Genomic DNA, 25,890 nt, shown 5'->3' on the forward strand with positions numbered 1-25,890 from the left:
GACGGCAGCTCACCGGACGGTGTGTGCTGCCAGCACTCATTTGGCTGGGTTCGTTGCTTCACTCACCTTGTCGCGACCAAGCTGGGCAACGAGTTCGGACAGGTCGGCTTTGTTCTGCAGGATGTCTTCGAGCAGCCGTTCCAGCTCTTCGGAGCGGTCCGCCTTGCTCATCAGGTCGCGCAATTCGTTGCGGGCGTCGAGCAGGGCTTTCAGTGCAGGCACCTGGTTGACGATAGAGCCCGGATCGAAATCGTCCATGCTTTCGAATTTCAGCGAAACCGGAAGCTCGGTGCCGTCATTCTTCAGCGTGTTTTCGACGGATAGCGTTAGGCCGGGCGTCATGCGACGCATCACGTCGTCAAAATTGTCACGGTCGATCTGGACGAATTTCCGTTCGCCAAAGGGCTTCAACGGCTGCGTCGGTGTTCCGGAAAAGTCGCCGAGCACGCCGACGACGAACGGCAACTCCTTGACCACCATCGCGCCTTCGGTTTCGACTTCGTATTTGATATGGACACGGGGCTTGCGGACCCTTTCCAGTTTTTCATGCACGCTTGCCATCGGTGTTCTCCTTCCTGCCATCGGCAGATCACGATTTCAGTCTTTTGCAGATTGCTGTCGGGCAAGGCCCGTCGTCAGTTGCGCCTTCAACCTCCAGATTTGTCGGTCGAGGGGTTTATGCCGGCCGCGGTCAAAACCGCGTAGCGGGTGTTCTGTTCAGGGAGAAGTTCGGCGAGGAGTTCGGAGAAATCCATCCGTCCCCGGCGCACAAGCGTCTCTATCGAAAGAGCAATCGGCGAATGCGGCTCGGTTCGGCGAAAGTAACGGGCGACCACAGCCAATATCTCGAACGCCTGCTCGCGAGAGCGGATCGTATCTGCCGTCAGCGGTCGCGCTGCCGCCGGGTCGGCCTGAGGTTGTTCGGAAACGGATACCTGCATCTCGGGACCGTTTGCCGTTGCCGGAGGTTCCGGATCGGCTGCCTCGATACCTGCAAGAACCCGGATTGCGGCCGCCACTTCCTGCAATGCATTGCGGGTATTCGAGCTTGGCGGAGCCTGGTTTCCACACTTCTGATCCAGGATTTCAACGAGCCTATCATAGGCCTGGATGCAATCGGTAACCGACGCCAAATGGTTTTTCATGGCTGCGACACCGGCCTCGGTCGCGGCCTGCTCTAGCTCTTCGCGGCGATGCGACTGTCCATTTCGCTGTCCGAGCTGGAAGTCCCAAAGTGAGAATTGGCCGAATTTTCCGTCTGCAACCAGCGACGTCAGGCGGATGGCCTGGATTATCGTGCCTTCTCCGCCGATGCCATTAAGTCCAGCGAGCGGCGCAAAGCGTTCCTCGAAGTCGTCGTCGCCGATAGAATGAAGAGTATCGAAGTAGTTGTCCAAAAGCGACGCAGTGGCAACGTAGACATCCCGTAATCCTTCGAAGCCTCTTATCCTTAATTGAGCTTCAGCAAGCCACGCTAATACTTCGATGTCCTTGGTCTTTGAAGAAAGAAGTTGCAATCCAAGATTGTTGACATCCTGCCACGCCGGGGCCACTCCAATAGTCTCACCCGGATCTATTGCACGCTCTGCAGTTCTCGCTGACGTTCTTGCATCCTTAATACTATAGTATATCCCGCGCAATGTAGCGCTGTCGCGCACGTTTTCTCCGCACGGACTGTATTGATCAATGGGATCTGCAATCTGAAGCACATTCACGCGCAAGATACTCCTGAGATCGACGGGGATATGCTTAATAAATTAGAAACAGGCAACTTCTTGTCATAATTGGCGCCGCATTTTTCTTTGTCAACCTCCGTAAGACCACGACACATTTGTGACAATTTTAGGAATTGACAAATTTCAAGATAGAGGTTTTTTTGATCTGGACAAGGCTGGGTTGCCGCCCTAGTTGTCGTTTTGCATTTCGAAAGACCACAGAACTTCCTCAAAAAGGCAGGGCCTGCTGGATGTCGAATATCGATATCAGTCGTCTGATCAGAACTCTCGATCAGAACTTACGTGTCGGTCTTGAGACAGGTGCGTCGCTTGCGGCGCGTCACCAACACCCGGTCGTGGAAGTCTCGCATTGGCTTCGTGCGCTGTTAGACTTGCCGGAATACTCCGCCATACTTGAAGAGCTAAACATCTCGAGCGAGAGTTTGCGCAGCGAACTCGATACCGCCGTTGCCGACATGGCACGCGAGGAGCAAGCTTCTCTGGCGCTCTCCCAAAACCTTCTCGCTCTGGCGCGCGAAGCTTGGCTGACAGCATCCCTGCAATACGGACGGAGCAAAGTCGTCTTTCTCGACCTGCTGGCTGCTCTGAGCACCGATTCCGGATTGCGGGTTGTCGCGCGCGGCATCGCGCCGTCGCTGCGCCGTCTCGACAGGGCCAAGCTAGACCTGCTGCTGGAAAATGCAGCAAACTCTCCGCAGGATAATTCCAACCCGACACCAACACCTTCGCCCGTTTCGACCGCCGAAAACGAGTTTCTGCGCCTCTACACCCGCGACATGACCTCAGATGCCCGCGACGGCAGGATTGATCCGGTTATCGGTCGGGACAGCGAGTTGCGTCAGGTCGTCGATATCCTGATGCGCAGGCGGCAAAACAATCCCATCCTCGTCGGCGAGGCGGGTGTCGGCAAGACAGCAGTTGCCGAGGCCTTCGCGCTCGAAATCGTCGCCGGCAATGTGCCCGAGCGACTGAAGGACGTTAAACTACTGTTGCTGGACCTCAGCCTGCTGCAGGCAGGCGCGGGCGTTAAAGGCGAGTTCGAGCGGCGCTTGCATGGGGTTGTCGACGCTGTCAAGTCCTCGACCTCTCCGATCATCCTGTTTATCGACGAGGCCCATGGCCTTATCGGAGCCGGTGGTCAGGCGGGGCAGGGGGATGCTGCAAATATCCTGAAGCCGGCCCTGGCGCGCGGCGAACTCCGGACGATAGCAGCGACGACGTGGAGCGAATACAAGCGGTTCATCGAAAAAGATGCTGCCTTGACCCGTCGTTTCCAGATGGTCCAGGTTCTCGAGCCGGATGAGCAGACCGCGATCCGCATGCTGCGTGGCGTCGCTGAAAACCTAAAAAAACACCATCAGGTCCGCATTCGAGACGAGGCAATCGTCGCCGCCGTGCAGCTTTCGGCGCGCTATATGCCATCCCGGCAACTGCCGGACAAGGCAATCAGCCTGATCGACACCGCCGCCGCCGCAGTTGCCCTTTCGAGGCAGACCGTACCGGAGGCGATGCGGCAGCTCACCAGCGAGCGTGATCTCCTGGCGCAGGAAGCAGCCTGGTTGCGCAATGAGCCCCAGACCCCGGAAACGGCAGCGCGGATTGCCGAGATAGAGGCGACGGCGGTCGCCATTGCCTCCGAAATCGAAACCGTCCAGGCCAAGCTCGACGAAGAGATACGCCTGGCGCGCGAGGCGGACAGGCTCGAGTCCCTCTTCAGTGAGGACGGCAGTGTCGCGGAGATGAGCGCCGGCGAGGCCTCGGCCGTGGCAGACAACATCGCGTCCTTCCCGACCCAACCGATGAGTGCGGAGGGCGCCAGAGCCGCCTTGGTGGCGGCGGAGCAAACTCTTTCGGGTGTCGCCGGCGAAAAGCCACTCGTGCCCCGGGTGGTCAACAGGGATGTCGTAGCTGCCGTGGTGGCACGTTGGACAGGGATACCGGTCGGCAAGCTTCTGTCGGATCAGGTCGGGACGGTCAAATCGCTCGATGCAAAACTCAAGGAGCGGGTTCTTGGGCAGGATGCGGCGATTGACCGGATTGCGGCTGCCATGCGCGCCGCCCGTGCCGGTCTTTCCGACCCTCGTCGTCCGCCGGCAGTCTTCCTGCTGGTGGGGATGTCCGGTACCGGTAAGACCGAGACCGCGCTTTCGCTTGCCGACATGCTCTATGGCGGACCGCAGCATCTGACGACGATCAACATGTCGGAATTCAAGGAGGAGCACAAGATTTCCATGCTTCTCGGCTCGCCTCCCGGCTATGTCGGCTACGGCGAGGGCGGGGTTCTGACAGAGGCGGTACGGCGGCGTCCCTATGGCGTGCTCCTGCTCGACGAAATCGACAAGGCACACCAGGGCGTCCAGGAAATCTTCTACCAGGTGTTCGACAAGGGTGTGTTGCGCGACGGCGAAGGTCGCGACATCGACTTCAAGAACACCACCATTTTCATGACCGCCAATACTGGGTCGGAATTACTGGCGACACTCGCGACAGACCCCGACACAATGCCGGAAGGCGAGGCGCTCGAGGCGTTGCTTCTGCCTGAGCTACAAAAGCATTTCAAGCCGGCCTTCCTTGGCCGCACCACCATCCTGCCTTTCATGCCGCTCCAGGCAGAGACGCTTGCCGGGATTGTGGACATCCAGATCGAGCGCATCCGGCAGCGGATAGGCTCGGCTTACGGGACATCGGTGTCGCTTTCCAAGGAGGCGCGTGAAAGTCTGGTGGGCAGGGCCAAGGCGAGCGAGATGGGGGCACGGGCTATCGAGATCATGATTGCCCGCGACCTCATGCCCGTCCTGTCGACCTTCTTCCTGGATGCGGTATCGGAAGGTCGCAAGGTCGCTACCATCGCCATCGAGTACAGCGCACACGGCTTCGGCATCACTGCCGGCGACGCGGGCGCCCAACCGCAATTCGTCCCGCCGGGGGAAAACCGGGAGGCGGATATCAATCCCCGAAATGCCAAGCGCGCTCGGGGAACAGCACGACGAGAGGCAAAGACGCCTTAGACGCAACGAGGCAATAATCCGATCACAGGAGAGTTATGCATGCCGATTTATCTGCAGATCGATGGTATTCAGGGTGATGCAACGCATGAGCAGCATCGCAAATGGATGGATATCGAAGCCATCCACTGGAATGTTTCCCGCAACATGAACACCTCTGCGGGTTCCGCAGCCAACCGCGAAGCGTCCGAGCCGACGATTTCGGAAGTTATCCTGACCAAGGTCAGCGACTCCTCGTCGACCAAGCTGTTCCAGGAAGCTTGCTCCGGCCGCACCGGTAAGCGGACAGTGATCCATCTCGTCACGACCGGTAACCCCGGCGAGACCTATATCGAATATAACCTCACCAACACCCTGATCGCCAGCTATTCGATCGATTCCAACGGTGACCGGCCGATCGAAACGATTAAGCTCAACTTCACCAAGATGGAAGTGAAGTACACGCCGTTCGACGAGAACCAGTCGCCGCAGTCGCCGATGATCGCTTCCTACGATCTCGCCACCACCAAGGCGGCTTAACGACCTCAACGATAGCGGGCGCCGGATCGATCCGGCGCCCCTGACCCATGCACTTTGCTTTGAGGAGATTGCGGATGGGCAATCCTGACATCGATAAGGTCGCGTTGACGGACTACAATTTGATCGTCGAGGAGGTTTTCGACGAGAGCATCTTCGGCATGGTGGCACCGAACAAGAAGATCGGCGGCATCAAGCTCGTCGGGACCAGCCACCTGCAAGTCGTCCGGCGGGTCTTCACGATCACCGCTGGCGAAGACGTCTACTTCAAGGGACGGAGAATCCAGGGATCGCCCGGCGCTAGCGAATGGCTTTCGGAATTCATAAAGCCCGGAAAACAGATCACCACCCGGCCGAATGGAAAGGTCGGTGTGCTCAATCGCTATGTCGGCAAGAAGAGCATTTTCACCGCAAAGGCCCTCGAGCACTACAAGAAATCGCTGACGCTGCCCTTCATGCGCATACTCGGCGAAGATCCCGCGCCCACCCGACTGCTCTACGGCAACCCTGCGGTGACCTTCCTGGAAAAGAAGGACGAAAATCCGATCGCTGCAGCCTACTTCAACACGCGAACCAACAGGCTCGATCTGCTTCACTATTTCGAACGGCACACGCTGGTCGACAATTTCGTGCGGCATTTCTCGCAAGGCTCGCTTGCGGCAACCGGCTGAGGATCGACAAAATGGCAAAGATCGCTCCCGAGAGAGGGCAGACTTTCAGCACCCTGCCTCTGCCGGGAGCGCTCTTTGAGCATGTCGTTGGAAGGGGCAGGCCATGACAGCGTTGGCGAATGCGCGTGTGGCGCCCGGTTCCGCCGACGAGCCCCAGGACGGTCTGAGGCTCGCTTTGTCACCGACCCAGCTGGCAGCGGTGCTGGAGAACGAGACGCTGGAGCCGCAGGGCACCATCGGCAACCGCATCATCGGCGGCCTGCGGTTGCTGGGTTGCGGCACGGAATTGCTGGGGGCCACCGCGCTTCTGGCGGCGCCCGAACCGACCATGGTCACAAAGGCGGGCGGCCTGGCTCTCGGGGCTCACGGCCTTGATCAGTGTGTCACCGGGGGCCGTCAAATCTGGAGCGGGCGCAATCTGAGCTCGCTTTCCGAGCAGGGCGTCACGTCGCTGGCGAAAAGCCTCGGCGCCAGCCCGGAGACAGCCGCGAACGTTTCGCTTGCTGTTGAAATTCTGGTGCCGCTCGCAGGGTCGGCGATAGCGGGTGCCGTTCGCGTCGGCGCGGTCCGTGCCGGACGGATCTCGCTGATGCGCCAGGAGGCAGAGGATGGCGTATCCGTCGGCGGCCATACCGTCGCCCGACATGTCGGCTGGACAGACCAGGAGCTGCTCGAGCGGATGAGCGAGATGGCGAGCCGCGGGCGGGCCCCGAAATCCATCTCCACCTACAGCGACCTCGTTACCGCCGAACGCGCCGTGACGCGCACGCTGCAGACCAACCGGGCGCGGATCATTGCCTGGTCCAAAAATGCAGGAACGGGAAACGTCCTCAAGCTTGAAATGGATTTCGGGCGAAACGTCGGACGGGGAATTTTGAAATCGACGCAGAAAATTCAGCCGATGACCCGGGTGCAAGTGCGGTTGATGCGCGAGACCTATGCCGGCCGACCCTATTTCGTCCTCACCTCCTTTCCCATCCCATGATGCAGGAGAAAGAGCCGAATGAGCGCTGAACGGACTTTTCCAGCACTGGCTGACATGATGGGCAGCTGCTTCCACCAGGACATGGATCTCGAGGCCGAGACCGTACCGGAAGCTGTGGCGCTTTACGCGCGCGGTCTGTCTGCCGATGCGGGGAAGGCGCTCCAGGCGGAGATCGATAGCTTCCGGCAGCAGCATCCAGCCGATCTCGACGAGGCATTCCTGCAAGCTTTCGGCGACGATCTCGACCCGAGCGATGCGGGGTTCGGCACGGAGGAGTTCCTCCGGATGGTGGATGCTGTCGTTGAGGACCCCGCCGCGCTCCGCCAGTTTCTGGAGGCTGACCTACGGCCCGAATTCCCGCAGCTGCGCCGGCTGGCGCGGGCGTGCCTCGACTTACCCGCTCTCAGTGCCGAAGCTCGCAGGCTGGGATTGGCTGGCGCGGACAGCGTGCCCCATGCCCTGTCGATCCATCTGGGCGCTCTGCCGGCAACCGAAAGGCCGGCGCTGCTCCTCGAACTCCAGGAGTTCGAGGACCTCTACGGCGACCGTGCCACCGAGGTTTTCGGCAAGCGCTGGTTCGATCTCGAGACCGGACTGTTCGGCAGCTTTCGCCACTTCCGGCAGGCTGTCGAGCGGATCTCGGCCAACCCTGCAGATTTTAGCGGCTTCACGGTCGCATGAACGAGAGACGTTAGCCCATGGACGACATGTCATCAGCCGCCGATTTCATCCAGGCAAACCGTATCCTGAAGATCGTATCGCCGCTCGGCGAAGACCAGCTTCTGCCTGAGCGCGCGGTTATCCACGAAGGCATATCGGCGCTGTTCGAGATCCGTATATCGGCGCGCTCGAAGAAGGAGCAGGTCAAGCCGGAGGATCTGATCGGCCGACTGATGGATGTTTCCGTGGAGGTCGAGCAGGGGGACGGGGAGGAGGGCAGTGCGGTGCGCCGGCCTTTCAACGGCCTTGTTACCGAACTCAACGAGGGGCCGCCGATCACCCGCGGCCTGCGTGCCTATTCGATCGTACTTCGGCCGCAGATGTGGCTTCTGTCGCAACGCTCCGACTGCCGCATCTGGATGGACAAGACGTCGGTCGACATCGTCGACACGCTGTTTTCCGAGCACGGCATTCCCGCCCCCGATACCTCAGGGATTGTTTCTCCGCCACCACCCCAGCATTATTCGGTTCAGTGGAACGAGACCGATCTGGCTTATCTTACAAGGCGTTTCGAGGAGGACGGGCTGTTCTACTGGTTCTCCCACGAGGACGGCAAGCACCGGCTGCATGTGGCCGACAGCGCCTCCGGATGGCTTGGCCCGTCACCGTCGGCGAGGGGCGAGACGAAGGTACGCCTCGCCCAGGGCTCGTCGGATCGCAACCACATCAACGACTGGGCACGCCGCTTCTCCTATGTGCCGGGCCAGCGCGCCGGGGCCGACTGGAATTTCGAGACGCCGCGCATGGTGCCGGGCACGATGACGCCGTCGCTGGTGCAGATGCCGGATGCGATCAAGCGCGAGCTTTACGAATACCCGGCCCGCATCTCCTCGGTGGCCGAGGCAGAGCGCGCCGAGAAGCTGCGGATGCAGGCCTCGGAGGCCGACCACGACCGGGTCTTCGGCGCCTCGACCTCGCGCATCCTCGAAGCCGGCCGCCGGTTTACCCCTTACGAAGTCGCCCATCCCGACCATGGCTACGAGGAACACGTGATCGTCCGGGCGGTCTACGAGGTCGTCGACCGTTCCTACGAGACCAATACCAACGAGCCCGAATATACTAACCGCTTCGAGGCAATCCCGTCACGCGTACCGATGACGCCGCACCGCGAGACCAAGCGGCCACGCATCGAGGGCGCCCAGGTGGCGATCGTGGCGGGTCCAGAGGGCGAGGAGATCCATCCCGACCAGTACGGCCGCATCAAGGTGTGGTTCCCTTGGGATCGCCGGGCAAAGAAGGACGGCTCGGACACCACATGGGTGCGCGTCGCCCAATCCTGGGCCGGCTCCACCTGGGGCGGCCAGATCATCCCGCGCATCGGCATGGAAGTCATGGTGGCTTTCGTGGATGGCGATCCGGATCGTCCGCTGGTGACGGGGGTGGTGCCCAATCCGGCGAATGGGGTGCCCTATACCCTCCCGGCCAATAAAACGAAGAGCACATTCAGGACGAACACGCACAAAGGCATCGGTTTTAACGAGCTTTCCTTCGAGGACGAAAATGGCCGCGAGGAAGTTTACATGCATGCCCAGCGGGATCACCGCATTCACGTGGAAAATTCGCGTTCGAAACGGATCGACAACAATCAGGCGGAATCGATCGGCCACAACAAGACGATCGAGGTTGGAAACAACCATCACGAAGTGATTGGCGGCAACATGACGCTGATGGTCGGGCCCAACATCCTGCAAAAGGGAGTGACGGCGGCCATGGGCGTGCTGCGCAGCAATATTGGCGACCTGCTGACGAGCAAGCTCGGAGCCTTTACCGACAAACTGGGTATTCTGGCAGACGCCACAATGGGCGAAGGCAACCTCGTTATCGGCGTTGCCAAAAATAAGGCCGAAACTGTTATGGTCTCTTCGACCGAGATTGTCGGCGCTGCAAAGTCGATGACGATCGGCGGCGGACTGCAGACAACGGTCGGCGGGATCCGCAACGACTCGACCGCGATCGGCCACTACCAGGAAGTGGGCATGGCCAAGTCCACGGTCGTGGGCAAGACCTATGAGATTGTGGTGGGCAAGACCAGCGTCAGGATGGAGGCGGACGGCACGATCCACGTCAAGGGCGAAAACGTGACGATCGAAGCGGCTCAGGAACTTGTCCTGAAAGCTTCGAAAGTCGATATCCGCAGGAATTGACGGATGACCCTGGTAACGTCCGGCGGCTGGATACCCGAGGCAAATGAAAGGCGCAGCGTTCGGGACGAGGTTCGCAGCCGCTTTCAGGCACATGTCGGCATCAAGCCATTCAGTTCAATGACGGAATTGTCTTTCAGTCCGGAACATCAGGCTTCCGTTATTCAGGAACTGATAGCTAAGGCCAATCCACAGAATTCTGCCGATATCGCCACTGCTATCGGGGCATTGAGCACGGCGCTTGGCTTCGTCGGTCTTGGGACTGGCGGGCTGATGGCGGCAATTGGAACGGCGTCGCTCAACTTCGACCAACTGGTTCCGCAGGAGCTCCAGAAGTGGCATTTCCGGGAGGAAGAGGCCGATGGGTAGCGCTACAGCGGCGGCATATCCGGATACCCGGCCGCAGGGCTACCATCCACATCCGGACACCGACCTTCAGAAATACACCTACGACCGGCTCCTTCAATATTGGAGCATGGTCTATACGCTCGGTCTGCTGGGCGGCGTCCTTGGAACAGCGAATGAGCAGACGGCTGCCCGCGACGCAATCCTTGCTGCGATGGAGGGCGCAGTCAAGGAGGCGATGGGTCTTGTCGAAGCTGCCGGCGTCGCGCTCGACGATTATACCCCACCTGGTGTGGGCGCCGCGAATCTCGCCATGCAACGCAGCGAATATTGGGCTGCGCAAAAGGTAGGCACCTTTTTCGGTTACGATCCGGGCTTCAAGGATGATATCGAAAATCTCGACCGCAGCATACGGGACAGCGTCGCCGTCGACGTGAATCAGACATCGCAAGTTATCAAGGGTGGCAAGGCGACGGTCGAATGGCTCGGCAAGCGAACAGGGCTTTACGACTACAAGGCGGACACAACGAACGAGGACAAGGCCATTGCGGCCACGCAGGCGACCGTGGATGCACGCCATGCACAGGTCACTGCTGCGCTTTCCAAAGTGTGGAATGCGCTGAAAGAGACTGCGCTCGCACGTTACAAGCAATTCCTCTCTGATTGGGAAAAGGGCGGCCCGAGTTACGCTTTCGGGACGCTCGGCATCGACGGTGCCTTCCTCGCGCTGGAACTTGCTATTTCGGCAGCGGCCGGTGCTTTGACGGCCGGCGCAGGCGCTGTCGCCTTCAGGGTAGCCGTCTCGATCGGCGAGAAGGTTGGCAGCGTGGCTCGCAAGATCGTCGTCACGCTGAAGCGCGCCGCGGGCAATGTCGGCAAAACTGCACGTATCGAGCTTTCCGAGGCCAAGGTCGTGGAGCACGCGAAGGCGCACAAAGGCTTCGGCGACGATCACGCGGGGCTGCCGAGGTCGACCCATGACAATGTCAAGGATCCAGGTGGGCCGACCCCCCGGCTCTGGAAGAAAAAGGAGATCGGCGGGCGGACAGTTTACCAGCGGGATGATTTGATCGATCCTAATCTTGTCGATGCAAAGGGACGCACCAATTATCAGCGTATGAAGGCTGGCCTAGCGCCATATGGTTCGGATGGAAGTCAAATTGAATTGCACCATATGCTTCAGCAAGAGACCCTGCGAGAGACAGGCCAAAAGGGCCCGTTGGCGGAGGTTCAAAGCACATTCCATAGTGACAACTACAATACAATTCACATCTACCCGAAAGGCGACGCCGACTATATAAGCTGGAGAAAGCTGCATCCGCAGGACGAGATAGACTATAACAATTACCGGTCGAGATACTGGCGCGCCAGAGCCAAGGATTTCGGTAACGGACCGCCTCCGTGATTGCAACCGCAGGTTATTTTGGGAAACTGTGAATAGGAGTAGATAATGAGCGCCGCGATGTATGATGATGCAATCCGTAGCCTTCGAGAAAACGGGATCGACGTTCTCGGAACGAAAAGCGCTACAGAGGAGGACGTGAAGCGGATCGAGGCCCGCCTCGGCGTCATCCTGCCGGTATCATATAAGAAAATGCTGTCCGAGTATGGCGCACTCGAATTTGACACGGTCGAGATTTATGGGTGGCTATCGCAAGGTATAGACGCGAAATTCGTCACCAATGTCGTGTATGCTACCGAAAGAGAGCGTGCCAACGGTCGGATCAGCGAGACGATGATTCCTTTTCTAACGGCGGGTTATGGCCCCTTCTATGTGATGGAGTGCGCTGAAATAAACGCGGACGGCGAGGCGCCGGTCTACGAGGTCTCAACCGGCGGGCACATACACGGTAAAGACAGACTCGCGGACAGCTTTGGCGAGTTTCTGCGCAACGAGGTGCGCCGCACTGTGGAAGCGCGCGCCCAAGGCGGCCCGGAATTCGATGACGATACCAAAGACTCACCGCCATCGCGGAAATTTGTCAGCGACTATTGGAAGGATCGGGCAAAGGACTTCGAGTAGTTTGCGCACAGCCGCTAGCTTGGACGGACCGGGCGAATGTCTCGTTAAGAAGGGCAGCATGGCAGCCCGACGGTGGAGCCCGGGCCCAATCAAAAGGAGCGGTGTGGCTGCAGGTTTGTCATAGCAATTCGAGTGTGCCGGCTGTCTCGGAGAACCAAAATGAGCCTTGCCAACTATAGATTCGCTATCGAGAAACTGCGCAACAACGGAGTAAAGATCGACTACTTGATGCCTGCATCCGACGCTTTGATCGGAGCGCTCGAGCAGCGATTAGGCGCGGATCTTCCCGTTTCCTATAAGGCGATGCTTTCAGAATTTGGGATTCTGGGGTTTGGAGGCAATGAATTCTATGGCCTTGGTCGAACTGGTCTAGACGGAAAAAATGCGCCGAGCGTCGTTTTCACCACCGAGCGATCGCGTAAGGACGGCGAAATATCCGATACGATGATCAGGATAAAGGCATCGGGTTATGGTCCCTATTTCGTTATTGATTGCGCTCAAGTGACTTCGCCGGGCGAAGCGGCAATCTTCGAACTTGATGAACGAGGAATGAGCCACGGTTCCGAACTCGTGGCTGATAGCTTTGGAACGTTCTTACTCGAGCATGTGAACGAACATTTGACCTACAGAACTTAGTCAGGCGGCGCCGAGCGTTCACAACTGCGATTTAATGGAGGCGTGAGATACATCAATGGCTAATGTCTCGCTCAAAGGTCACAACCATGTCTGCCCGATGGTGGAGCCGGGGCCTAACCCGCATGTTGGCGGACCCATTTCCGAAACTCAATCGCTTGTTACCGTCGGAGGCGTTCCGGTTGCAGTAGTCGGAGATCGGTGCATTTGCATGGCCGGGCCCTCGGACACGATCTCCGTCGGCTCACCGCTCGTCTATATCGAAGGCAAGGCCCTTGCCCGTATCGGCGATCCGACAGTCCATGGCGGGCGCATCGTCGAAGGGCTCGACTGGTTTACGTCGGAGTGAAGACTGAATGTTTTCTGAGCAGCCAATAATTTGTTTGATTGACGCGTCTGTCGAGGTCTAGCGGGGGACGGCGAGGAGGGGAGTACCGTCAGGCGTCCATTCAACGGCCTCGTCACCGAGCGCAACGAGGGCCCGCCGATCACGCCTCGCCTATCTCACCCGCCGTTTCGAAGAGGACGGGCTATTTTACTGGTTCTCCCACGAGGATGGCAAGCACCGGCTGCATGTGGCCGACAGCGCTAGCGGCTGGCTCGGCCCGTCACCGTCGGCCCAGGGGCGAGACGAAGGTGCGCCTCGCTCAGGGCTCGTCGGATCGCAACCACATCAACGATTGGGCACGCCGCTTCTCCTATGTGTCGGGCCAGCGGGCCGGCTCCGACTGGAATTTCGAGACGCCGCGCATGGTCCCGGGCACGATGACGCCGTCGCTGGTGCAGATGCCGGATGCGATCAAGCGCGAGCTTTACGAATATCCGGCCCGCATCTCCTCGGTGGCTGAGGCAGAGCGCGCCGAGGAGCTGCGGATGCAGGCCTCGGAGGCCGACCACGACCGGGTGTTTGGCGCCTCGACCTCGCGCATCCTCGAAGCCGGCCGCCGGTTTACTCCTTACGAAGTCGCCCATCCCGACCATGGCTACGAGGAACACGTGATCGTCCGGACGGTCTACGAGGTCGTCGACCGCTCCTACGAGACCAACACCAACGAGCCCGAATATACCAACCGCTTCGAGGCGATCCCGTCACGCGTGCCGATGACGCCGCACCGCGAGACGAAGCGGCCACGCATCGAGGGCGCGCAGGTGGCGATCGTGGCGGGTCCTGAGGGCGAGGAGATCCACCCGGACCAATACGGCCGCATCAAGGTGTGGTTCCCCTGGGATCGCCGGGCAAAAAAGGACGGCTCGGACACCACATGGGTGCGCGTCGCCCAATCCTGGGCCGGCTCCACCTGGGGCGGCCAGATCATCCCGCGCATAGGCATGGAGGTTATGGTCGCCTTCGTGGATGGTGATCCGGATCGTCCGCTGGTGACGGGGGTGGTGCCCAATCCGGCGAATGGGGTGCCGTATGATTTGCCGGCGAACAAGACGCGCACGGTGATGCGCTCCAACACGCACAAGGGCACCGGCTTCAACGAGCTGTCGTTCGAGGACGAGGCGGGCAGGGAGAACATGTTCTTCCACGCCCAGAAGGACCAGACGACACGGGTGCTGAACGATCGCACCAAGCGGGTCGACCGCCACGAGGTGGCCTCTGTGGGCGGCAACCGCGCGGTCGAAGTCTCCGGTAGCCAGAAACACGAGATCGGCGGTTCGGTGAATACGGTGGTCGGCGGCACCGGGCCGATGGCTTTGCTGGCGATGGCCGGCGTCCAGGCGCTGTCCGGGCAGACAGCAGGCCTGCTCTCCCAGGCAGCCCAGATCGCTGGCGGCGGCGGCCCGGGCGTTGCCTCCTTCGCTACGACGCTCGCCTCCTCGGCATTGGGTTTCCTCGGAGCCGGAGGTCTCGGCAGCCGCGAAGGCGTCGTCTCCGGCCCGAGCCCTCGCGCCGACGCCGGCACGGCACTCGCTGGCAGCGGCACCGGCGTCGGCGACGCTGCCTCCAGCCTCTTCCCGATGCCCGGCATCATGAACACCATCGTCGGCGCCTTCCAATCCACCAGCGTCGGCGTCGCCAAGGCCGAACAGATCGGCGTAAGCAAGGTGGTGAATGTCGGGCAAACCTCGCTCGAAAGCGTCGGCAAGTTCAAGAAGGTCATTGTCGGAGAGGAGTTTGTCGTCGAATGCGGTGCATCTAAGTTCATCATGCGCAAGGACGGCACGGTGATTATCCTGGGCACGCATTTCAATTTCACCGCGTCCGGCCCGACGCAGATCAACGGTTCCGTCGTGGACCTCAACAAGCCTGGCGGTGGTTTTTCGGAGGCTTCACCCACATCGGCTGATTCCGCTGCTAAGGGATGATCGCTGATGTCGGTTGAAAACCATACACCTTTCCCAGCACTCGCTTTCGCCAGTATAATCTGGTGGGCGACCTCTTGGGCGTGGTGGTGGCGCGAGGAACCTTTAAACTGGCGAGCGGCGGCCCGCTCGTTGTCGACGACAACCAGCGCCCGCTTGTCATGTCCGATACCTATGACGGCGATCCGCACAAGGCGTCACAGATGGCCTGTACGGACCTGGCGCCTTACAAGCCTGGGACGGACGTGACCTTCATCGGTGCGGCCTTTGCGCCCGGTGAGCAAGCCGCTTCGTCTTGGACCTGCGGCATCAAGGTAGGCCCTGTCGGACGGCGGTTGCGTATTCACGGACCCCGCGTATGGCGCGCACGGACCCGCAAGACTTGGCGCGGTCTTTTCGATCGCGACAAGGAAGACATGCTCGATGGCTGGGATATGACCGAAGGCACCCCAGTAGACCATGTCCCGATAGACTGGCGCTTGGCATTCGGCGGGCGGATCGAGGGCGGTGAAGTATGCGAGCGCAACCCTATCGGGATCGGCCTCGTCGATGAGGCGCGCTTCCGCAAACGGCCAGAATGGCCAGCGCCGCAAATAGAAGATGCCGACCAACCGATCCGCGACGTCAAGGACCGCCTCCCACCGGCCGGTTTGGGACCCGTTTCTCCCTTTTGGACGGATCGCGTTTCCCGAGCCGGCACGTATGACGATGTCTGGCTGAAGGAGCGGCATCCGCTCTTGCCGACGGATTTCGACTTTTCCTTCTGGCAGGCCGCCCCGAAAGGCCTCGTCAGCGAGACCTATCTCAACGGCGACGAAGAGTTCGAGCTCGATCAACTACTGCCTGGACGGGCGATATTGCGTGGCCGCCTGCCGGACATTCGATTGCAGGTCGAGATCGATCAAGGAGACGGGCCATTGCGCGGCCCGATGGCCCTCGATGGCGTCCATTTCGACATGCGCCCGGGCGTCGGCCGAGTCTTCCTCACGTGGCGCATCGGCTTTCCCTGGCCGGCGCGCGTGGGTCTCCCGTGCCTAAGTTTCGTCGACGTGAGGGAGGGTGTTGCCTGATGGCAGACGACAAGCCCGTGCCAGAACCTCCAGAGCCAGAACCATTGGATTACATACGGATCGACCCAAATGCCGATTCAGCGACCCAAATCCTAAAACAACACAGGAAAAACGCCAACACACCACCCCGCCCACAGCCGCCAATCCCCTCCGCCAGAGCTCATACCGAGCGACAGTATGGCGCTCGCCATTTGTCTGTCCCCAGATGTTTGTAAATCACCGGAAAGCCCGGTTCCATATATGTCCTGGGGAAGGGCGTCCGACAGTTTGAACTACTCTCCCGATGTCCGCTCGAACGGGTTATTCATCAAGCGCCAAGACTCCAAATTTTCTTGCTGTTACGGTGATGAGCCAGGCGTCGGCCTCGGATGCAAGTCACAAACCGTAGGCGACGTTGTTGAGCCGGTAACCTCCTCGGGAATAGTTCGTGCAAACGGCATTTGGGTGCAACGGCACAGCGATCGCTGCACCTTGAATAGTGGCAATACCGAAGGCGAATATGTCAATGTAAAATCGACGGATTTTCAGGCTCCGCCAAGTTCGACGGATCATCAGGATAGGGCTTGGTATTCGGGCCTCAAGAAGGGTGCTGCCGATTTCTGGGACGGCGTAACGACCACATCTGACACAGCCAAGACAGGCCAAGGTGTAGTTTCCCGCGCGTGGGACTACACGGCCGACCCGAGCCTTATACAAAAAGACGCCACGTCTGCATGGAACGCTTTGCCAACCCCGCAGGAAGCATGGGAGGGCACTAAGAATTTCGTAGTTGGCGCCGGCACGGGGGCAGCGCATGTAGCGCAGCAGGTGTGGGACGACCCGGGCGGCAGCGCTTCGAAGTCCGCCAACTGGGTAAAGGGCGAGGCATCGTCCGCCGTGTCCGGAACCAAGGCGATGTATGCCAAGGTGGCTTGCCGAAGGTGGCAGGCGCCGCGGTTGGGGTCGTAGGGGAAGTCTTCAATCCGCTTAAAAAAGTGAAGATGGCAAAAGGGGCCGGCGAACTGCTTGAGGGGGCATCAGATATCACCAAGGCCGAGCACCGTTTGAAGGAGCAAAAAAAGCAGAAGATGAGGCGAAAAAAGCCAGGGAGCTAAAGAGGACGGAAGAAGACGGGGATAAGGGTGCCAGAAGTACACGGGAGGTTCCACTTAAGGAGGTAGAATGTTTCGAAGTTCCAGAACGGCTAAAAGGCAAATTAAAAGAATACAAACGCCAACTCGATGAGCAGATGGAATATCAATAAAAATATGTCTGCTGACGATATGGGTTACGCGCATTGGGTGATGGAAAAAGCAGGTGGTACTAACCCGCTGCGACAACCATATCTGCAGCAGAAGCATCGCAACCTCTACAAGCAGTATCTACGCTCACAGGGAAAAACAGAGGCCGATATTGCAAACGCTGTCGAAGGCAAAGCTGCGACCCACTTCCTCGACATGGTAGCTGGTGGCGACCCTGCAAAGTTTTCTGTGGATCCAAGCGGCAATCCGATCCTGGGCGATACCGAAATTAACTCATACATTGGAAATCAATGGACCCAAAAAGGGAGAGCGGCTTCGCTACGGCAGGAAGCGGAACAGATGCGAAAAACAGGTCTCGCCGGAGAACGTATGCACGTCAACCTGAAGCCTTGCGACTAAGGAGCAAAAGAATGCATGAAAATTTCAAGTATTTCTTGAACAATTATAAGCCGATCTCTTTTGGGCAAAAGCCGAGCTCGGGTACAATCGAGCGCCTCTCCAATTTGTATCCTGCGTCCCTTATCGAATTTATATCAGAATATGGGTTTGCATCATTTCATGGTGGTCTTTTCCAACTATGCGATCCGGACGAACTTAGGCCGATCTTAGCAATGGCTTTCAAGGCAGATCCTGATTTCCATCACGAGGAATGCCATGTTGTGGGATATACGGCATTTGGCACACTTCGTTGTTGGTCAAAGCAGTATTTTGATTTTGATATTGAGTTGCCGTTGGGGGCAATTTATTGTCCACCGCTAACAGTACCCGGATGGCAACAAAACGCTTCAGCCGATCATGTTGCGAGCGGCATAATACCGGATAAGGATGCTGCCGAGTTCTACGACACCAACGGAGAACCGATGTTTGATCGCTGTGCCGATCTCTATGGGGCGCCTGAGATCGGAGAATGTTTCGGTTTTGTCCCTGCGCTTGCGATCTCGGGTGCATTCGGGCCTCGCCAGCAGGTAGGAAATATCAGACGTTTGTCAGCCGTAGAACACTTTATGATTTTGGCCCAACTGGAAGATTTCCAGCTAATGCGAATAACTGCGACAGATGTGGTTCCTGTCCGCTCCATCGGTTAAATATTCTCAGTCACTCTCTACCCGCCGTTCACAACTTTTGTTCCGCCTGTGGTTTGAAGCACGTGCGTAAGATCAATTTCCGGAGTCTTTGCTATGAATTTATCGAATGACATCCGGGAATATATCGAGGACTTTGGCGCTCCAGACCCGCATTTTCCGTTCTCAGGGGAAGAGAAACACCAGTTGCAGGGAAGGTTTCCTACAGATCTGATTTTGTTTATGGAGAAGTATGGTCGCGCTATATTGCAAGAGGGACAAATACAACTTTGTCATCCGAACGATTTTCAAGGCGTGTTAGCGCTGATTTCGGCGGAGATGCCGAGTTTTCTCATCAACATTGCCACGCGTACTCCTACAGCGCGTTCGGCGAACTATTTTGTTGGCACCGGGACTATGGTTTGACAATCATTGATATTCTGGATGGAGAAATAACGTGTCGGTCACTGACTAAAAATCTGAAGATGGATGCAAATATCGAGCGGACTTTCATCACGCCTTTCGGGACAGATGCGGATTTTTATGATCTCAATAATAAGCCGCTGTTCCAACGCGCGCTCAAAAAGCTAGGTCGTGTTGATGTAGGGGAGTGCTATGGTTTTGTGCCTGCACTGGCGCTTGGCGGATCTCCCGATATTGCCAAGTTAAAGCTTCTCAAGGCTCCTGAGCATTTCGCCATTGTAGTTCAAACGGTGGATTTCATGCTTGTGGACGTTGAGAGCTATGGCGTTTCGAAAATGATACGGAAGATAGGGTAGGGAATTTCTCGTTAACAACCCGCACGGCGGCTACCTACGAGTTCGCATCATTCGGGAGTGGTCGCGCATCTAGCGCGGACAGGTGACTATGGTCGTCAAGCCACCGGGATCAGTTCAGTCTGAACGCTTACGATGTTACTTATAATGTGCCTGATCCCAAAACGGGTGCTATTAAATATATAAAAAAGCACCGTCTGCGAAATGCCGCTGGTCAGAAATTCAACAGGGTCCCTTTCAAAGGCATTGAGTGAATTAGATGTCTGAAAACATTGAATACATGGGTGCAATCGCAAAGGGTATATTTGGCTCTGACGATCTGCGTAAAGCCGACTGGAACCAGGTCTCCATCGTGTTTGAGGTTGATGCGGCAAGGGTCTGACCGTCCTGAAAGCAGGAGCGACGGCGCAGGTCACAACGAAGGTCGGGGTCTGTATTGGGTCGACGACCGCAAGGTAGAAGATGCGCGTGATGTTGAGCTTCGACCCGCAACTATCGATGAAATTTCATCTCGGGTTCTATGTAAAGACAATAGCTGGAGCATTGCTGATGCTCGTGAGTGTATGTACAGGGCGTTACTATTTCCCAAACAGCCGAACGCAATATTAGTCTCGAAGCGGCGACGATCGATCTGAACTGAGGGGGCGCCATGTGGGAGATCGACAACCGTACGCCATTTGCGGCGCTAGCGCTCCCATGACGCGCATGGGCGTGCCGGGATCACGGCTGGATGTGATAAAGATGGCGGGAGGCCAGCCTGTCGAATTCATTGAGATGAAGTTTGCGGGAGATCGGTGGCGTTCGGGCCAGCAGAGCCGATACCAAGCGATCTCCCGAGCTCGCGGGAAAAAACTTCAGGAAATCATTGTCGAACGAGACTGCCAGTGCACCGGCGATAAAGAGAAACAAACCCAACCCGTTACCGCACCACAGGAAGAGCGTCTGACTACCGGTCAGAAGATTGGCCTCGGCGTTGGCGGCGCACTGGCGGCGATCGGTATTGTTGCCTGTGCCGTCGCAGAGCCATGTGGGGCTGCGGCACTCGGTGTTCTCGGCACCGGCGGTGCAGCGGCCTTGGCAACAGCGCCTTGAGAGATGAAACGATGAATGAGAAACATTTGACACCCGCTCATGCAAAAGAACTCGATGAAGTCGCGCTGCTCAACAACGGCTTCGTTGTCGCAAGAGTGGGATTTGCTTTCGAACTCTACCTTTCGAATGGTCAGGCCGTAGAGACGCGTCTGGCGCTCTGCAGAATCCTGCGGGAATACCATGCCTTGTTCGCCGGTCAGCTTTCGCACTATCTCAAGGTCGACGCGAACCGGCTGACTAAAATCGATGGTGACGCCTATCTGGATTATTATGAAGAAAAGGCCAAGACGCTGTCGCCAGATGAGCCGATGGACGCGATGGTGTTCGGCTATCCTGGCCAGAAGGTTGTCGACGAACCCCAGGCCTTAACCGCTTCCTTCACAGCCAGTGCACCGGAGCCTCTGTTCCCCCACGGAAACTCGAGCATATGCGTCTACTTTCCATGCTCCTTCATCGTTGAAAAAGGGTACGAATATTTTCGGGATCTCGTTGGCCGCTGGTGCTCTATGGTCGATGCGGTTCACGGCAGTGCCGGCTTTAGTGTTTTGTTCGAGCATGGCGCCTTTTCCGGGAGCTCTGGAGGCGTGGCCACCATTCCCGCGCTGAAACGATTTCCCGGCCTGGATTTTTCTGACCCCAACATATTTCAGGTGGAGGCTGCGCGGAGCGATGGTCTTTTCATCAAATCGATCAACTGGCTTACCATTCTGTGCGATCAAATCGTCGAAGGACTTGGCGGGAAGCAGGCACTGGAAACGGAACTGGGAAGCTCATGCCCGGTTTTCGACTTCAAGGGCGGTGTGATAGTTCAGGCTGGCGATGAGCCACAGTTGGGCGATAACAATCGTGGCATCGTCCTCGACGACTATCGTCACGTTTCAAGAGCGCTGAAACCGGTTCGGTTCGAAGAGTACAAGCTCGCGTTGATTGTCCTGCCAGAGCCATATGACGATCTGGAAGAGACGTTGAGCTGGATTAGACGGTTCGATTAATCGCACTTCCTCTGCCCGACGTATGAGAAAGTCCCGACAAGCCGGTACCCTCCTCGAATGTGGCCTATTCGCGCGATCTTGCCAAAGGCACTGTCCGTGTTCTCCCACAGCGGAGAGATAGACGGGGTTGACGGTGCCCAAATCCGTAAACATGACGAGGATGGGAGTGCCGCGCTCACGGCTGATGTGATGAAGATGGCAGGAGACCAGCCTGTCGAATTCACTAAGACGAAGGTTGCGGGAGCTCGGTGGCGTTCAGGCCAGCAGAGCCGATGTCAAGCCATCTCCCGAGCAACGAGAAAAGCTTCAGGAAATCATTGTCAAACGATACTGCCAGTGCACCGGCGATGAACAGAGCCAAACCCAGCCCGTTACCGCACCATAGGAATAGGTGCTGACTACCGGTCAGAAGATCAGCCTCGGCGTTGGCGGTGCTCTGGCGTCTATCGGTATTGTTGCCTGTGCCGTCGCAGACCCATGTGGGGCTGCCTCACTCGGTGTTTTTGGCACCGGCGGCGCGGCGGCCATGGCAACAGGGTCATGAGAGATGCATCGATGAAAGAGAAACATTTGATACCCGCTCATTCAAAAGAGCTCGATGAAGTCGAGCTGCTCAACAACGAGTATGATGCTTGTGTGCGCCAACGGAGCAGTCTGACGCTCTGGTTAACGTCGGAGGCTATTCATGGTTGGGCAGCGCCACGACGCAAGACTAAAGCTGGCCAGCCGCGTTATTCCTAAGTGCTTGAGACCGCACTGACCTTGGACCTCGTTTCCGACTTACTCCTGCGTCAAACTGAGGGATTTCCGACATGGTGGTCCACGGCACGGCACGAGATGTTCGTACCGGCGGCTTTACCGTCACCCTTTCGGCGGCAACCGGTGGAGCGCTCATCGCCGGCTCAACCTGAGACGCCGCCATGAATGGCCGCGTATGTTGCCTCGAAGGGCGTGAACTTGAATCCGATCATCATCCCATAGGGCCAAAATGAAAAAGTCTGCAGCGTATATGGTCAACGACACCATTCTTCTGCAAGCAATGTCACTGACCGACAGCGGGCTTTGGATTGCCTACGGAGTAGTCTTCTCAATCCGTGTTGACGATCCCGTCAAGCTCACCGACGGAATCCGTAGGTCTCTCGCGAATGATAAGGAATATTCCACAATTGCACCAATGGCAGGCTGGCTCTATTTTGCTGGAAATTAACGATATCTCTGTCGCTTCCTCCTCCGCGACGGTGCCGCCGATGCTGCGCGGTCGGAATATCCGTCAATTTCAGGAGGTCGATGATGTAGATATACCACGTCTTTTCGGAAAACGGATGCAATTGGGTAACCACCCTAAAGACAGGCTCTGCCCTTGTCGTTTTTAGTCTGTTATATCCCCGCTTGGGCCGATGATCGGCTGCATATTCCTAAAAAATGTTTTCATGAAATTTGATGATCTTTCGATTGGGCAGGTCGATCGGGTCATTCCTAAAGCATTTTTCCTGGGGGATTGCATGACGTTCAAGGCTTTGAGTAAAGTATTTTCGGTGAAGACGTTGGCATCCGTGATGCTTGTTTCCAGTGCTCTTTACGGGCATTCCGGCCTCGCGCAGGAACAGCCAGCCGCTCCAATCAATGCGCCCAGCCAAAAGAATGCCGATCCTGTTGCGCAGCCACAACCGGCACCACAGGCGCGCGTGCAAAAATTCGATGACTGGTATTATCGCTGCGTCGACAGCAAAGCTAACGACGGCTCTGTGATCTCGAACTGTGAAGTCGCGCAGATCGCGACCGTCAAGCAGGCCGACAAGGACGTCAACATTCTGACCCTTGCAATTGCCAGGGTGCCTGCAGCGTCGGCGGCGGCCCAGAAGGGCGCAAAGCCTGCAGCAGGCGATGTCGTGCTGACCACTCTGGTCCCTCTGAACATGTATCTGCCGGCGGGCCTCAGCATCGATGCAGGAGACAAGCCCATCGTTCAGCTTGCCTATCGCAACTGCACCGAAGCTGGATGCTGGGCACAGCAGAAGATGGACGCGAAGATGATCGCAGCCCTTGCCAAGGCAGCGGATGGGGTTGGTCACGTGCAAATGATGAGTGGACAGAAGGTCAATATCAAATTCTCACTGAAGGGCCTTTCGGCAGCGTTGGATGCGCTGCAGAAGTCTGCTGCTAACTGAAGCCGGGTTTAACATGCCCGTCATGACAGTCTGGTGTTCGGCCAACACCGCAAGCGGCCGCCTTTCAATCGCAGGCTCGCTGGTTGCGCAAACTCTCACTGCCATACTGGTAGTGGTTGCTTCTGCGTCGATCGCAGACGCGCAATCGCCCAACGACGATTTTGCGCGCCGCCAGACGCAGCAGGCCGAACAGCAGCGGCTTGAGACGCTGGGCCGGATGACCCCCAAACCCTCGCAAGCAGGATCAGGTCTTCCAGCAACAGCTGGTGGAGAGAGAAACGGGTCGTGCTTTGCCATCCGTGATGTCTTGGTCGATGGCGTCAAACAGCTTTCGGTATCTGACATCGCAAAGATCTTGGCGCCTTATCGCAAAAACTGCATCGGTGCCGGCCAGATCAATACCCTGCTGCGGGACGTGACCCACCTCTATCTCGACAAAGGCTATGTTGCCGCGCGTGTCTACGTGCCGGCCCAGGACATCGCCGGCACGAAGGTTCTGAAACTTGTAGCGGTCGAGGGGCAATTGTCTGACATCTACGTTGATGGCAAGCCGGCCCCTCGGTCCGGCACGGTAGCCACCGCCTTTCCAGGGATGAAAGGACAGGTCGCCAACCTGCGCGATATCGAGCAGGGCCTCGACCAGATCAACCGTCTCTCGTCTAACAACGCCAAGACAGCGATGCTGCCGGGGAAGGGCGATGGCACCTCAATTCTCAATGTCGAGAACAAGCCTGATCATCCCTGGCATCTATCGGTTGGCAACAGCAATCTTGGCCAGGAACAGACCGGCTATTCGAAGACCTCGACGTCTGTCGGATACGACGATCTATTCGGCCTCAACGATCAATGGAGCTTCTCTTACGACCGTACCGGCCCCGACTATCCGTGGCACGGCGATGGCCAAGGCCGAAGCAACAGTTACAGCGCCAACACAAGCGTTCCCTATGGTTATTGGACACTGTCGTTGAACGGTTCACTGTATGACTATGACAGCAGCGTTCCGGGCAACTTCGGGCCGCTGCAAACTGCAGGCAACAGCAAGCAGGCGGGTATGAGTGCGGACCGCGTGATCTTTCGCGACAAGGACTCGATCACCACCCTTAATAGCGGTCTGACTTACAAGGAAACCAACAACTTCCTGCTCGGAAACCGCATCGAGGTCGGCAGCCGCAGATATTCGGACGCAGACCTCGGCATCTCTCATTCCCGCCGGATGCTGGGCGGTCTTTGGGTTTTCGACGTCACCTACAGCCAGGGGCTCGACCTGTTCGACGCTGTTTCGCCTGGAGACCCCGGGGCAGGCGACGCCGATCCCCGGTTCTCCAAGTTCACGGGCACGATCACCATGATGCGACCGCTTGAAGTGGCCGCACAGCATCTAGAACTCAATTCGATTGTCACGGCACAGTATTCACCCGACAATCTGTTCGGTGCAGAGCAGATGTCGCTGGGCGGCTATTCGTCGGTGCGTGGAACACGCGAAACCATGCTCTACGGTAACAACGGATTTTTCGTTCGCAACGATCTCGCCTGGCGCACGCAGCCCTTCGCTGGCAAAGCCAACCTTTCCAAAGCTTTTGGTGAGCTCAGGCCCTATGTCGGCCTCGACTACGGCAGGATCGCCTCGCAGGCGTCCCACCGCATTGAGGGCGGCGACATGTTTGGCTGGACCGTCGGCGCCAAGCTCGTCGGCGGGCATGTCGATCTCGATATCGGCTATTCGGACATTTTGGGCGGCACGATCGACCGCGGCGACGGCGGTCTTCTGTTCGTCAGTACAACTCTAAAATGGTAAATCAGAAGGTGAGTACGGTGAAGAACAATTTGAAACTATTGCATCGCGTGGCGACGAAGGCTCTGTTTGCCGTTGCTGTTGTGGGTTCCGTCATGGCGGCAGGATGCACCACGCAGGATCCACGGCTGACGGCAGCGCTCGGTACAGCCAGCATCGCCGATGTCCGAATAGAAGCAGCACCCGATGTGAGAATGGGATCGCCACTCTTGAACGGCGACACACGGGAATCGCAGGTCGCGCTTGTATCGCGCGTGCTGCAGGAACGGCTTGCAAAGGATCTGAAGGGCTATCCAGGCGGTAGAATTCCCGCAAGGCTGATTGTCACCCTTCACGACCTCGATGTGGCGTCGGCTCCCGGCAGAATTATTGCAGGCAACAATAGCTTCATCGAGGGAACCGTCCGGCTGGAAGATATACGCAGCGGGAAGCTGATTGCGCAGGCACAGGACATACGCGCCAATGACATGACGGTCCGCGGAGATGGACTGGCTCTTATTCCCGCGATGATGATCAATGCGGCCGTCACGCCCAATCAAACGGCCGTTGCAACCCAATTGGCCGAAACGTTCATGAAGCAGGTAAAGGCGTGGCTTACGCCACGAAAGTAGCC

General features: G+C 57.9%; 26 protein-coding genes and 2 pseudogenes. 26 read left to right on the top strand and 2 right to left on the bottom strand.

Annotated features, from left to right (window positions below; genetic code table 11):
- Window positions 1–36: 36 nt before the first annotated feature.
- Window positions 37–561 carry a type VI secretion system contractile sheath small subunit gene (gene tssB, locus PR017_RS23925; RefSeq protein WP_111217202.1) on the bottom strand — a complete coding sequence of 175 codons (525 nt, stop codon included), beginning with the start codon at window positions 559–561 and terminating at the stop codon, window positions 37–39.
- Between the two features lie 86 nt (window positions 562–647).
- Window positions 648–1,715 (bottom strand): type VI secretion system protein TssA, encoded by a 1,068-nt coding sequence (gene tssA / locus PR017_RS23930; protein WP_111217200.1) that lies wholly within the window; start codon window positions 1,713–1,715, stop codon window positions 648–650.
- A 251-nt stretch (window positions 1,716–1,966) separates the two neighbouring features.
- On the opposite strand from tssA, the gene tssH reads away from it, so the two are divergent.
- The 26 genes and pseudogenes from tssH (at window position 1,967) to PR017_RS24060 (ending at window position 25,888) form a co-directional block, all read left to right on the top strand.
- Window positions 1,967–4,744, top strand: a complete 2,778-nt coding sequence (gene tssH, locus PR017_RS23935) for a type VI secretion system ATPase TssH (protein WP_111217198.1) — start codon at window positions 1,967–1,969, stop codon at window positions 4,742–4,744.
- 39 nt (window positions 4,745–4,783) lie between these two features.
- Window positions 4,784–5,260: an Hcp family type VI secretion system effector gene (locus tag PR017_RS23940; protein WP_111217196.1), complete on the top strand. Its 477-nt coding sequence runs from the start codon at window positions 4,784–4,786 to the stop codon at window positions 5,258–5,260.
- 74 nt (window positions 5,261–5,334) lie between these two features.
- Window positions 5,335–5,928 carry a hypothetical protein gene (locus PR017_RS23945; protein ID WP_111217194.1) on the top strand — a complete coding sequence of 198 codons (594 nt, stop codon included), beginning with the start codon at window positions 5,335–5,337 and terminating at the stop codon, window positions 5,926–5,928.
- A 103-nt stretch (window positions 5,929–6,031) separates the two neighbouring features.
- Window positions 6,032–6,913 carry an RNase A-like domain-containing protein gene (locus PR017_RS23950; RefSeq protein ID WP_111217192.1) on the top strand — a complete coding sequence of 294 codons (882 nt, stop codon included), beginning with the start codon at window positions 6,032–6,034 and terminating at the stop codon, window positions 6,911–6,913.
- Between the two features lie 18 nt (window positions 6,914–6,931).
- The gene (locus PR017_RS23955) at window positions 6,932–7,594 is read left to right on the top strand and encodes a contact-dependent growth inhibition system immunity protein (protein ID WP_111217190.1); all 663 of its coding nucleotides are present in this window, start codon (window positions 6,932–6,934) and stop codon (window positions 7,592–7,594) included.
- A gap of 17 nt (window positions 7,595–7,611) precedes the next feature.
- On the top strand, window positions 7,612–9,777 hold the full coding sequence (tssI, locus tag PR017_RS23960) for a type VI secretion system tip protein TssI/VgrG (protein WP_111217188.1): 2,166 nt from the start codon (window positions 7,612–7,614) through the stop codon (window positions 9,775–9,777).
- 3 nt (window positions 9,778–9,780) lie between these two features.
- On the top strand, window positions 9,781–10,143 hold the full coding sequence (locus PR017_RS23965) for a hypothetical protein (RefSeq protein WP_111217186.1): 363 nt from the start codon (window positions 9,781–9,783) through the stop codon (window positions 10,141–10,143).
- The gene (locus PR017_RS23970) at window positions 10,136–11,524 is read left to right on the top strand and encodes an HNH/ENDO VII family nuclease (RefSeq protein WP_111217184.1); all 1,389 of its coding nucleotides are present in this window, start codon (window positions 10,136–10,138) and stop codon (window positions 11,522–11,524) included. The genes PR017_RS23965 and PR017_RS23970 overlap by 8 nt, the downstream gene beginning before the upstream one ends.
- Before the next feature lie 45 nt (window positions 11,525–11,569).
- On the top strand, window positions 11,570–12,142 hold the full coding sequence (locus tag PR017_RS23975) for an SMI1/KNR4 family protein (RefSeq protein WP_111217182.1): 573 nt from the start codon (window positions 11,570–11,572) through the stop codon (window positions 12,140–12,142).
- A gap of 159 nt (window positions 12,143–12,301) precedes the next feature.
- Window positions 12,302–12,778 (top strand): SMI1/KNR4 family protein, encoded by a 477-nt coding sequence (locus tag PR017_RS23980; RefSeq protein ID WP_111217180.1) that lies wholly within the window; start codon window positions 12,302–12,304, stop codon window positions 12,776–12,778.
- A 97-nt stretch (window positions 12,779–12,875) separates the two neighbouring features.
- Window positions 12,876–13,124: a PAAR domain-containing protein gene (locus tag PR017_RS23985; RefSeq protein ID WP_341798967.1), complete on the top strand. Its 249-nt coding sequence runs from the start codon at window positions 12,876–12,878 to the stop codon at window positions 13,122–13,124.
- A gap of 16 nt (window positions 13,125–13,140) precedes the next feature.
- A pseudogene (gene tssI / locus PR017_RS23990) lies at window positions 13,141–15,088 on the top strand (type VI secretion system tip protein TssI/VgrG); the annotation flags it as partial.
- 62 nt (window positions 15,089–15,150) lie between these two features.
- The gene (locus tag PR017_RS23995) at window positions 15,151–16,155 is read left to right on the top strand and encodes a DUF2169 family type VI secretion system accessory protein (RefSeq protein ID WP_240538874.1); all 1,005 of its coding nucleotides are present in this window, start codon (window positions 15,151–15,153) and stop codon (window positions 16,153–16,155) included.
- Between the two features lie 177 nt (window positions 16,156–16,332).
- Window positions 16,333–17,103 (top strand): DUF4150 domain-containing protein, encoded by a 771-nt coding sequence (locus PR017_RS28630; RefSeq protein ID WP_111217176.1) that lies wholly within the window; start codon window positions 16,333–16,335, stop codon window positions 17,101–17,103.
- Between the two features lie 272 nt (window positions 17,104–17,375).
- A complete protein-coding gene (locus PR017_RS24005) occupies window positions 17,376–17,795 on the top strand; it encodes a polymorphic toxin type 15 domain-containing protein (protein WP_111217174.1) in 420 nt (139 codons plus the stop codon).
- Between the two features lie 11 nt (window positions 17,796–17,806).
- Window positions 17,807–18,481, top strand: coding sequence for a GAD-like domain-containing protein (locus PR017_RS24010; protein ID WP_161959291.1), 675 nt, complete (start codon window positions 17,807–17,809; stop codon window positions 18,479–18,481).
- 93 nt (window positions 18,482–18,574) lie between these two features.
- Window positions 18,575–18,883, top strand: a complete 309-nt coding sequence (locus PR017_RS24015; protein WP_111217169.1) for a GAD-like domain-containing protein — start codon at window positions 18,575–18,577, stop codon at window positions 18,881–18,883.
- Complete coding sequence (locus tag PR017_RS24020; protein WP_133255548.1) at window positions 18,880–19,236, top strand: T6SS immunity protein Tdi1 domain-containing protein; 357 nt, start codon at window positions 18,880–18,882, stop codon at window positions 19,234–19,236. The genes PR017_RS24015 and PR017_RS24020 overlap by 4 nt, the downstream gene beginning before the upstream one ends.
- A gap of 256 nt (window positions 19,237–19,492) precedes the next feature.
- Window positions 19,493–19,615: a hypothetical protein gene (locus PR017_RS24025; protein WP_275113007.1), complete on the top strand. Its 123-nt coding sequence runs from the start codon at window positions 19,493–19,495 to the stop codon at window positions 19,613–19,615.
- Between the two features lie 314 nt (window positions 19,616–19,929).
- Window positions 19,930–20,325 (top strand): VRR-NUC domain-containing protein, encoded by a 396-nt coding sequence (locus PR017_RS24030; protein WP_133255547.1) that lies wholly within the window; start codon window positions 19,930–19,932, stop codon window positions 20,323–20,325.
- A gap of 11 nt (window positions 20,326–20,336) precedes the next feature.
- A complete protein-coding gene (locus PR017_RS24035) occupies window positions 20,337–21,317 on the top strand; it encodes a type VI immunity family protein (RefSeq protein ID WP_161959290.1) in 981 nt (326 codons plus the stop codon).
- 609 nt (window positions 21,318–21,926) lie between these two features.
- A pseudogene (locus PR017_RS24040) lies at window positions 21,927–22,121 on the top strand (transposase); the annotation flags it as partial.
- 184 nt (window positions 22,122–22,305) lie between these two features.
- Window positions 22,306–22,524, top strand: a complete 219-nt coding sequence (locus tag PR017_RS24045; RefSeq protein WP_133255545.1) for a hypothetical protein — start codon at window positions 22,306–22,308, stop codon at window positions 22,522–22,524.
- 223 nt (window positions 22,525–22,747) lie between these two features.
- Window positions 22,748–23,485 carry an invasion associated locus B family protein gene (locus tag PR017_RS24050; protein ID WP_240538872.1) on the top strand — a complete coding sequence of 246 codons (738 nt, stop codon included), beginning with the start codon at window positions 22,748–22,750 and terminating at the stop codon, window positions 23,483–23,485.
- Between the two features lie 22 nt (window positions 23,486–23,507).
- On the top strand, window positions 23,508–25,280 hold the full coding sequence (locus PR017_RS24055) for a ShlB/FhaC/HecB family hemolysin secretion/activation protein (protein ID WP_111217236.1): 1,773 nt from the start codon (window positions 23,508–23,510) through the stop codon (window positions 25,278–25,280).
- 17 nt (window positions 25,281–25,297) lie between these two features.
- Window positions 25,298–25,888, top strand: coding sequence for a hypothetical protein (locus tag PR017_RS24060; protein ID WP_111217234.1), 591 nt, complete (start codon window positions 25,298–25,300; stop codon window positions 25,886–25,888).
- Window positions 25,889–25,890 lie beyond the last annotated feature (2 nt).

Source organism: Rhizobium tumorigenes (assembly GCF_003240565.2).
Classification (GTDB): Bacteria; Pseudomonadota; Alphaproteobacteria; order Rhizobiales; family Rhizobiaceae; genus Rhizobium; species Rhizobium tumorigenes.

Excerpts from the sequence above, each read along its gene's own strand:
- PR017_RS24045 (WP_133255545.1), top strand. The coding sequence starts at position 22,306 with ATGAAAAAGTCTGCAGCGTATATGGTCAACGACACCATTCTTCTGCAA.
- PR017_RS24005 (WP_111217174.1), top strand. The coding sequence starts at position 17,376 with ATGAGCAGATGGAATATCAATAAAAATATGTCTGCTGACGATATGGGT.
- PR017_RS24030 (WP_133255547.1), top strand. The coding sequence starts at position 19,930 with ATGACGCGCATGGGCGTGCCGGGATCACGGCTGGATGTGATAAAGATG.
- tssB (WP_111217202.1), bottom strand. The coding sequence starts at position 561 with ATGGCAAGCGTGCATGAAAAACTGGAAAGGGTCCGCAAGCCCCGTGTC.
- PR017_RS24055 (WP_111217236.1), top strand. The coding sequence starts at position 23,508 with ATGACAGTCTGGTGTTCGGCCAACACCGCAAGCGGCCGCCTTTCAATC.
- PR017_RS24035 (WP_161959290.1), top strand. The coding sequence starts at position 20,337 with ATGAATGAGAAACATTTGACACCCGCTCATGCAAAAGAACTCGATGAA.
- PR017_RS24050 (WP_240538872.1), top strand. The coding sequence starts at position 22,748 with ATGAAATTTGATGATCTTTCGATTGGGCAGGTCGATCGGGTCATTCCT.
- PR017_RS23940 (WP_111217196.1), top strand. The coding sequence starts at position 4,784 with ATGCCGATTTATCTGCAGATCGATGGTATTCAGGGTGATGCAACGCAT.
- PR017_RS28630 (WP_111217176.1), top strand. The coding sequence starts at position 16,333 with ATGGCGCTCGCCATTTGTCTGTCCCCAGATGTTTGTAAATCACCGGAA.
- PR017_RS23950 (WP_111217192.1), top strand. The coding sequence starts at position 6,032 with ATGACAGCGTTGGCGAATGCGCGTGTGGCGCCCGGTTCCGCCGACGAG.
- PR017_RS23980 (WP_111217180.1), top strand. The coding sequence starts at position 12,302 with ATGAGCCTTGCCAACTATAGATTCGCTATCGAGAAACTGCGCAACAAC.
- PR017_RS23955 (WP_111217190.1), top strand. The coding sequence starts at position 6,932 with ATGAGCGCTGAACGGACTTTTCCAGCACTGGCTGACATGATGGGCAGC.
- PR017_RS24010 (WP_161959291.1), top strand. The coding sequence starts at position 17,807 with ATGCATGAAAATTTCAAGTATTTCTTGAACAATTATAAGCCGATCTCT.
- PR017_RS23985 (WP_341798967.1), top strand. The coding sequence starts at position 12,876 with ATGGTGGAGCCGGGGCCTAACCCGCATGTTGGCGGACCCATTTCCGAA.
- PR017_RS23945 (WP_111217194.1), top strand. The coding sequence starts at position 5,335 with ATGGGCAATCCTGACATCGATAAGGTCGCGTTGACGGACTACAATTTG.
- PR017_RS24015 (WP_111217169.1), top strand. The coding sequence starts at position 18,575 with ATGAATTTATCGAATGACATCCGGGAATATATCGAGGACTTTGGCGCT.
- PR017_RS23970 (WP_111217184.1), top strand. The coding sequence starts at position 10,136 with ATGGGTAGCGCTACAGCGGCGGCATATCCGGATACCCGGCCGCAGGGC.
- PR017_RS24025 (WP_275113007.1), top strand. The coding sequence starts at position 19,493 with ATGTCTGAAAACATTGAATACATGGGTGCAATCGCAAAGGGTATATTT.
- PR017_RS23975 (WP_111217182.1), top strand. The coding sequence starts at position 11,570 with ATGAGCGCCGCGATGTATGATGATGCAATCCGTAGCCTTCGAGAAAAC.
- PR017_RS23965 (WP_111217186.1), top strand. The coding sequence starts at position 9,781 with ATGACCCTGGTAACGTCCGGCGGCTGGATACCCGAGGCAAATGAAAGG.
- tssI (WP_111217188.1), top strand. The coding sequence starts at position 7,612 with ATGGACGACATGTCATCAGCCGCCGATTTCATCCAGGCAAACCGTATC.
- tssH (WP_111217198.1), top strand. The coding sequence starts at position 1,967 with ATGTCGAATATCGATATCAGTCGTCTGATCAGAACTCTCGATCAGAAC.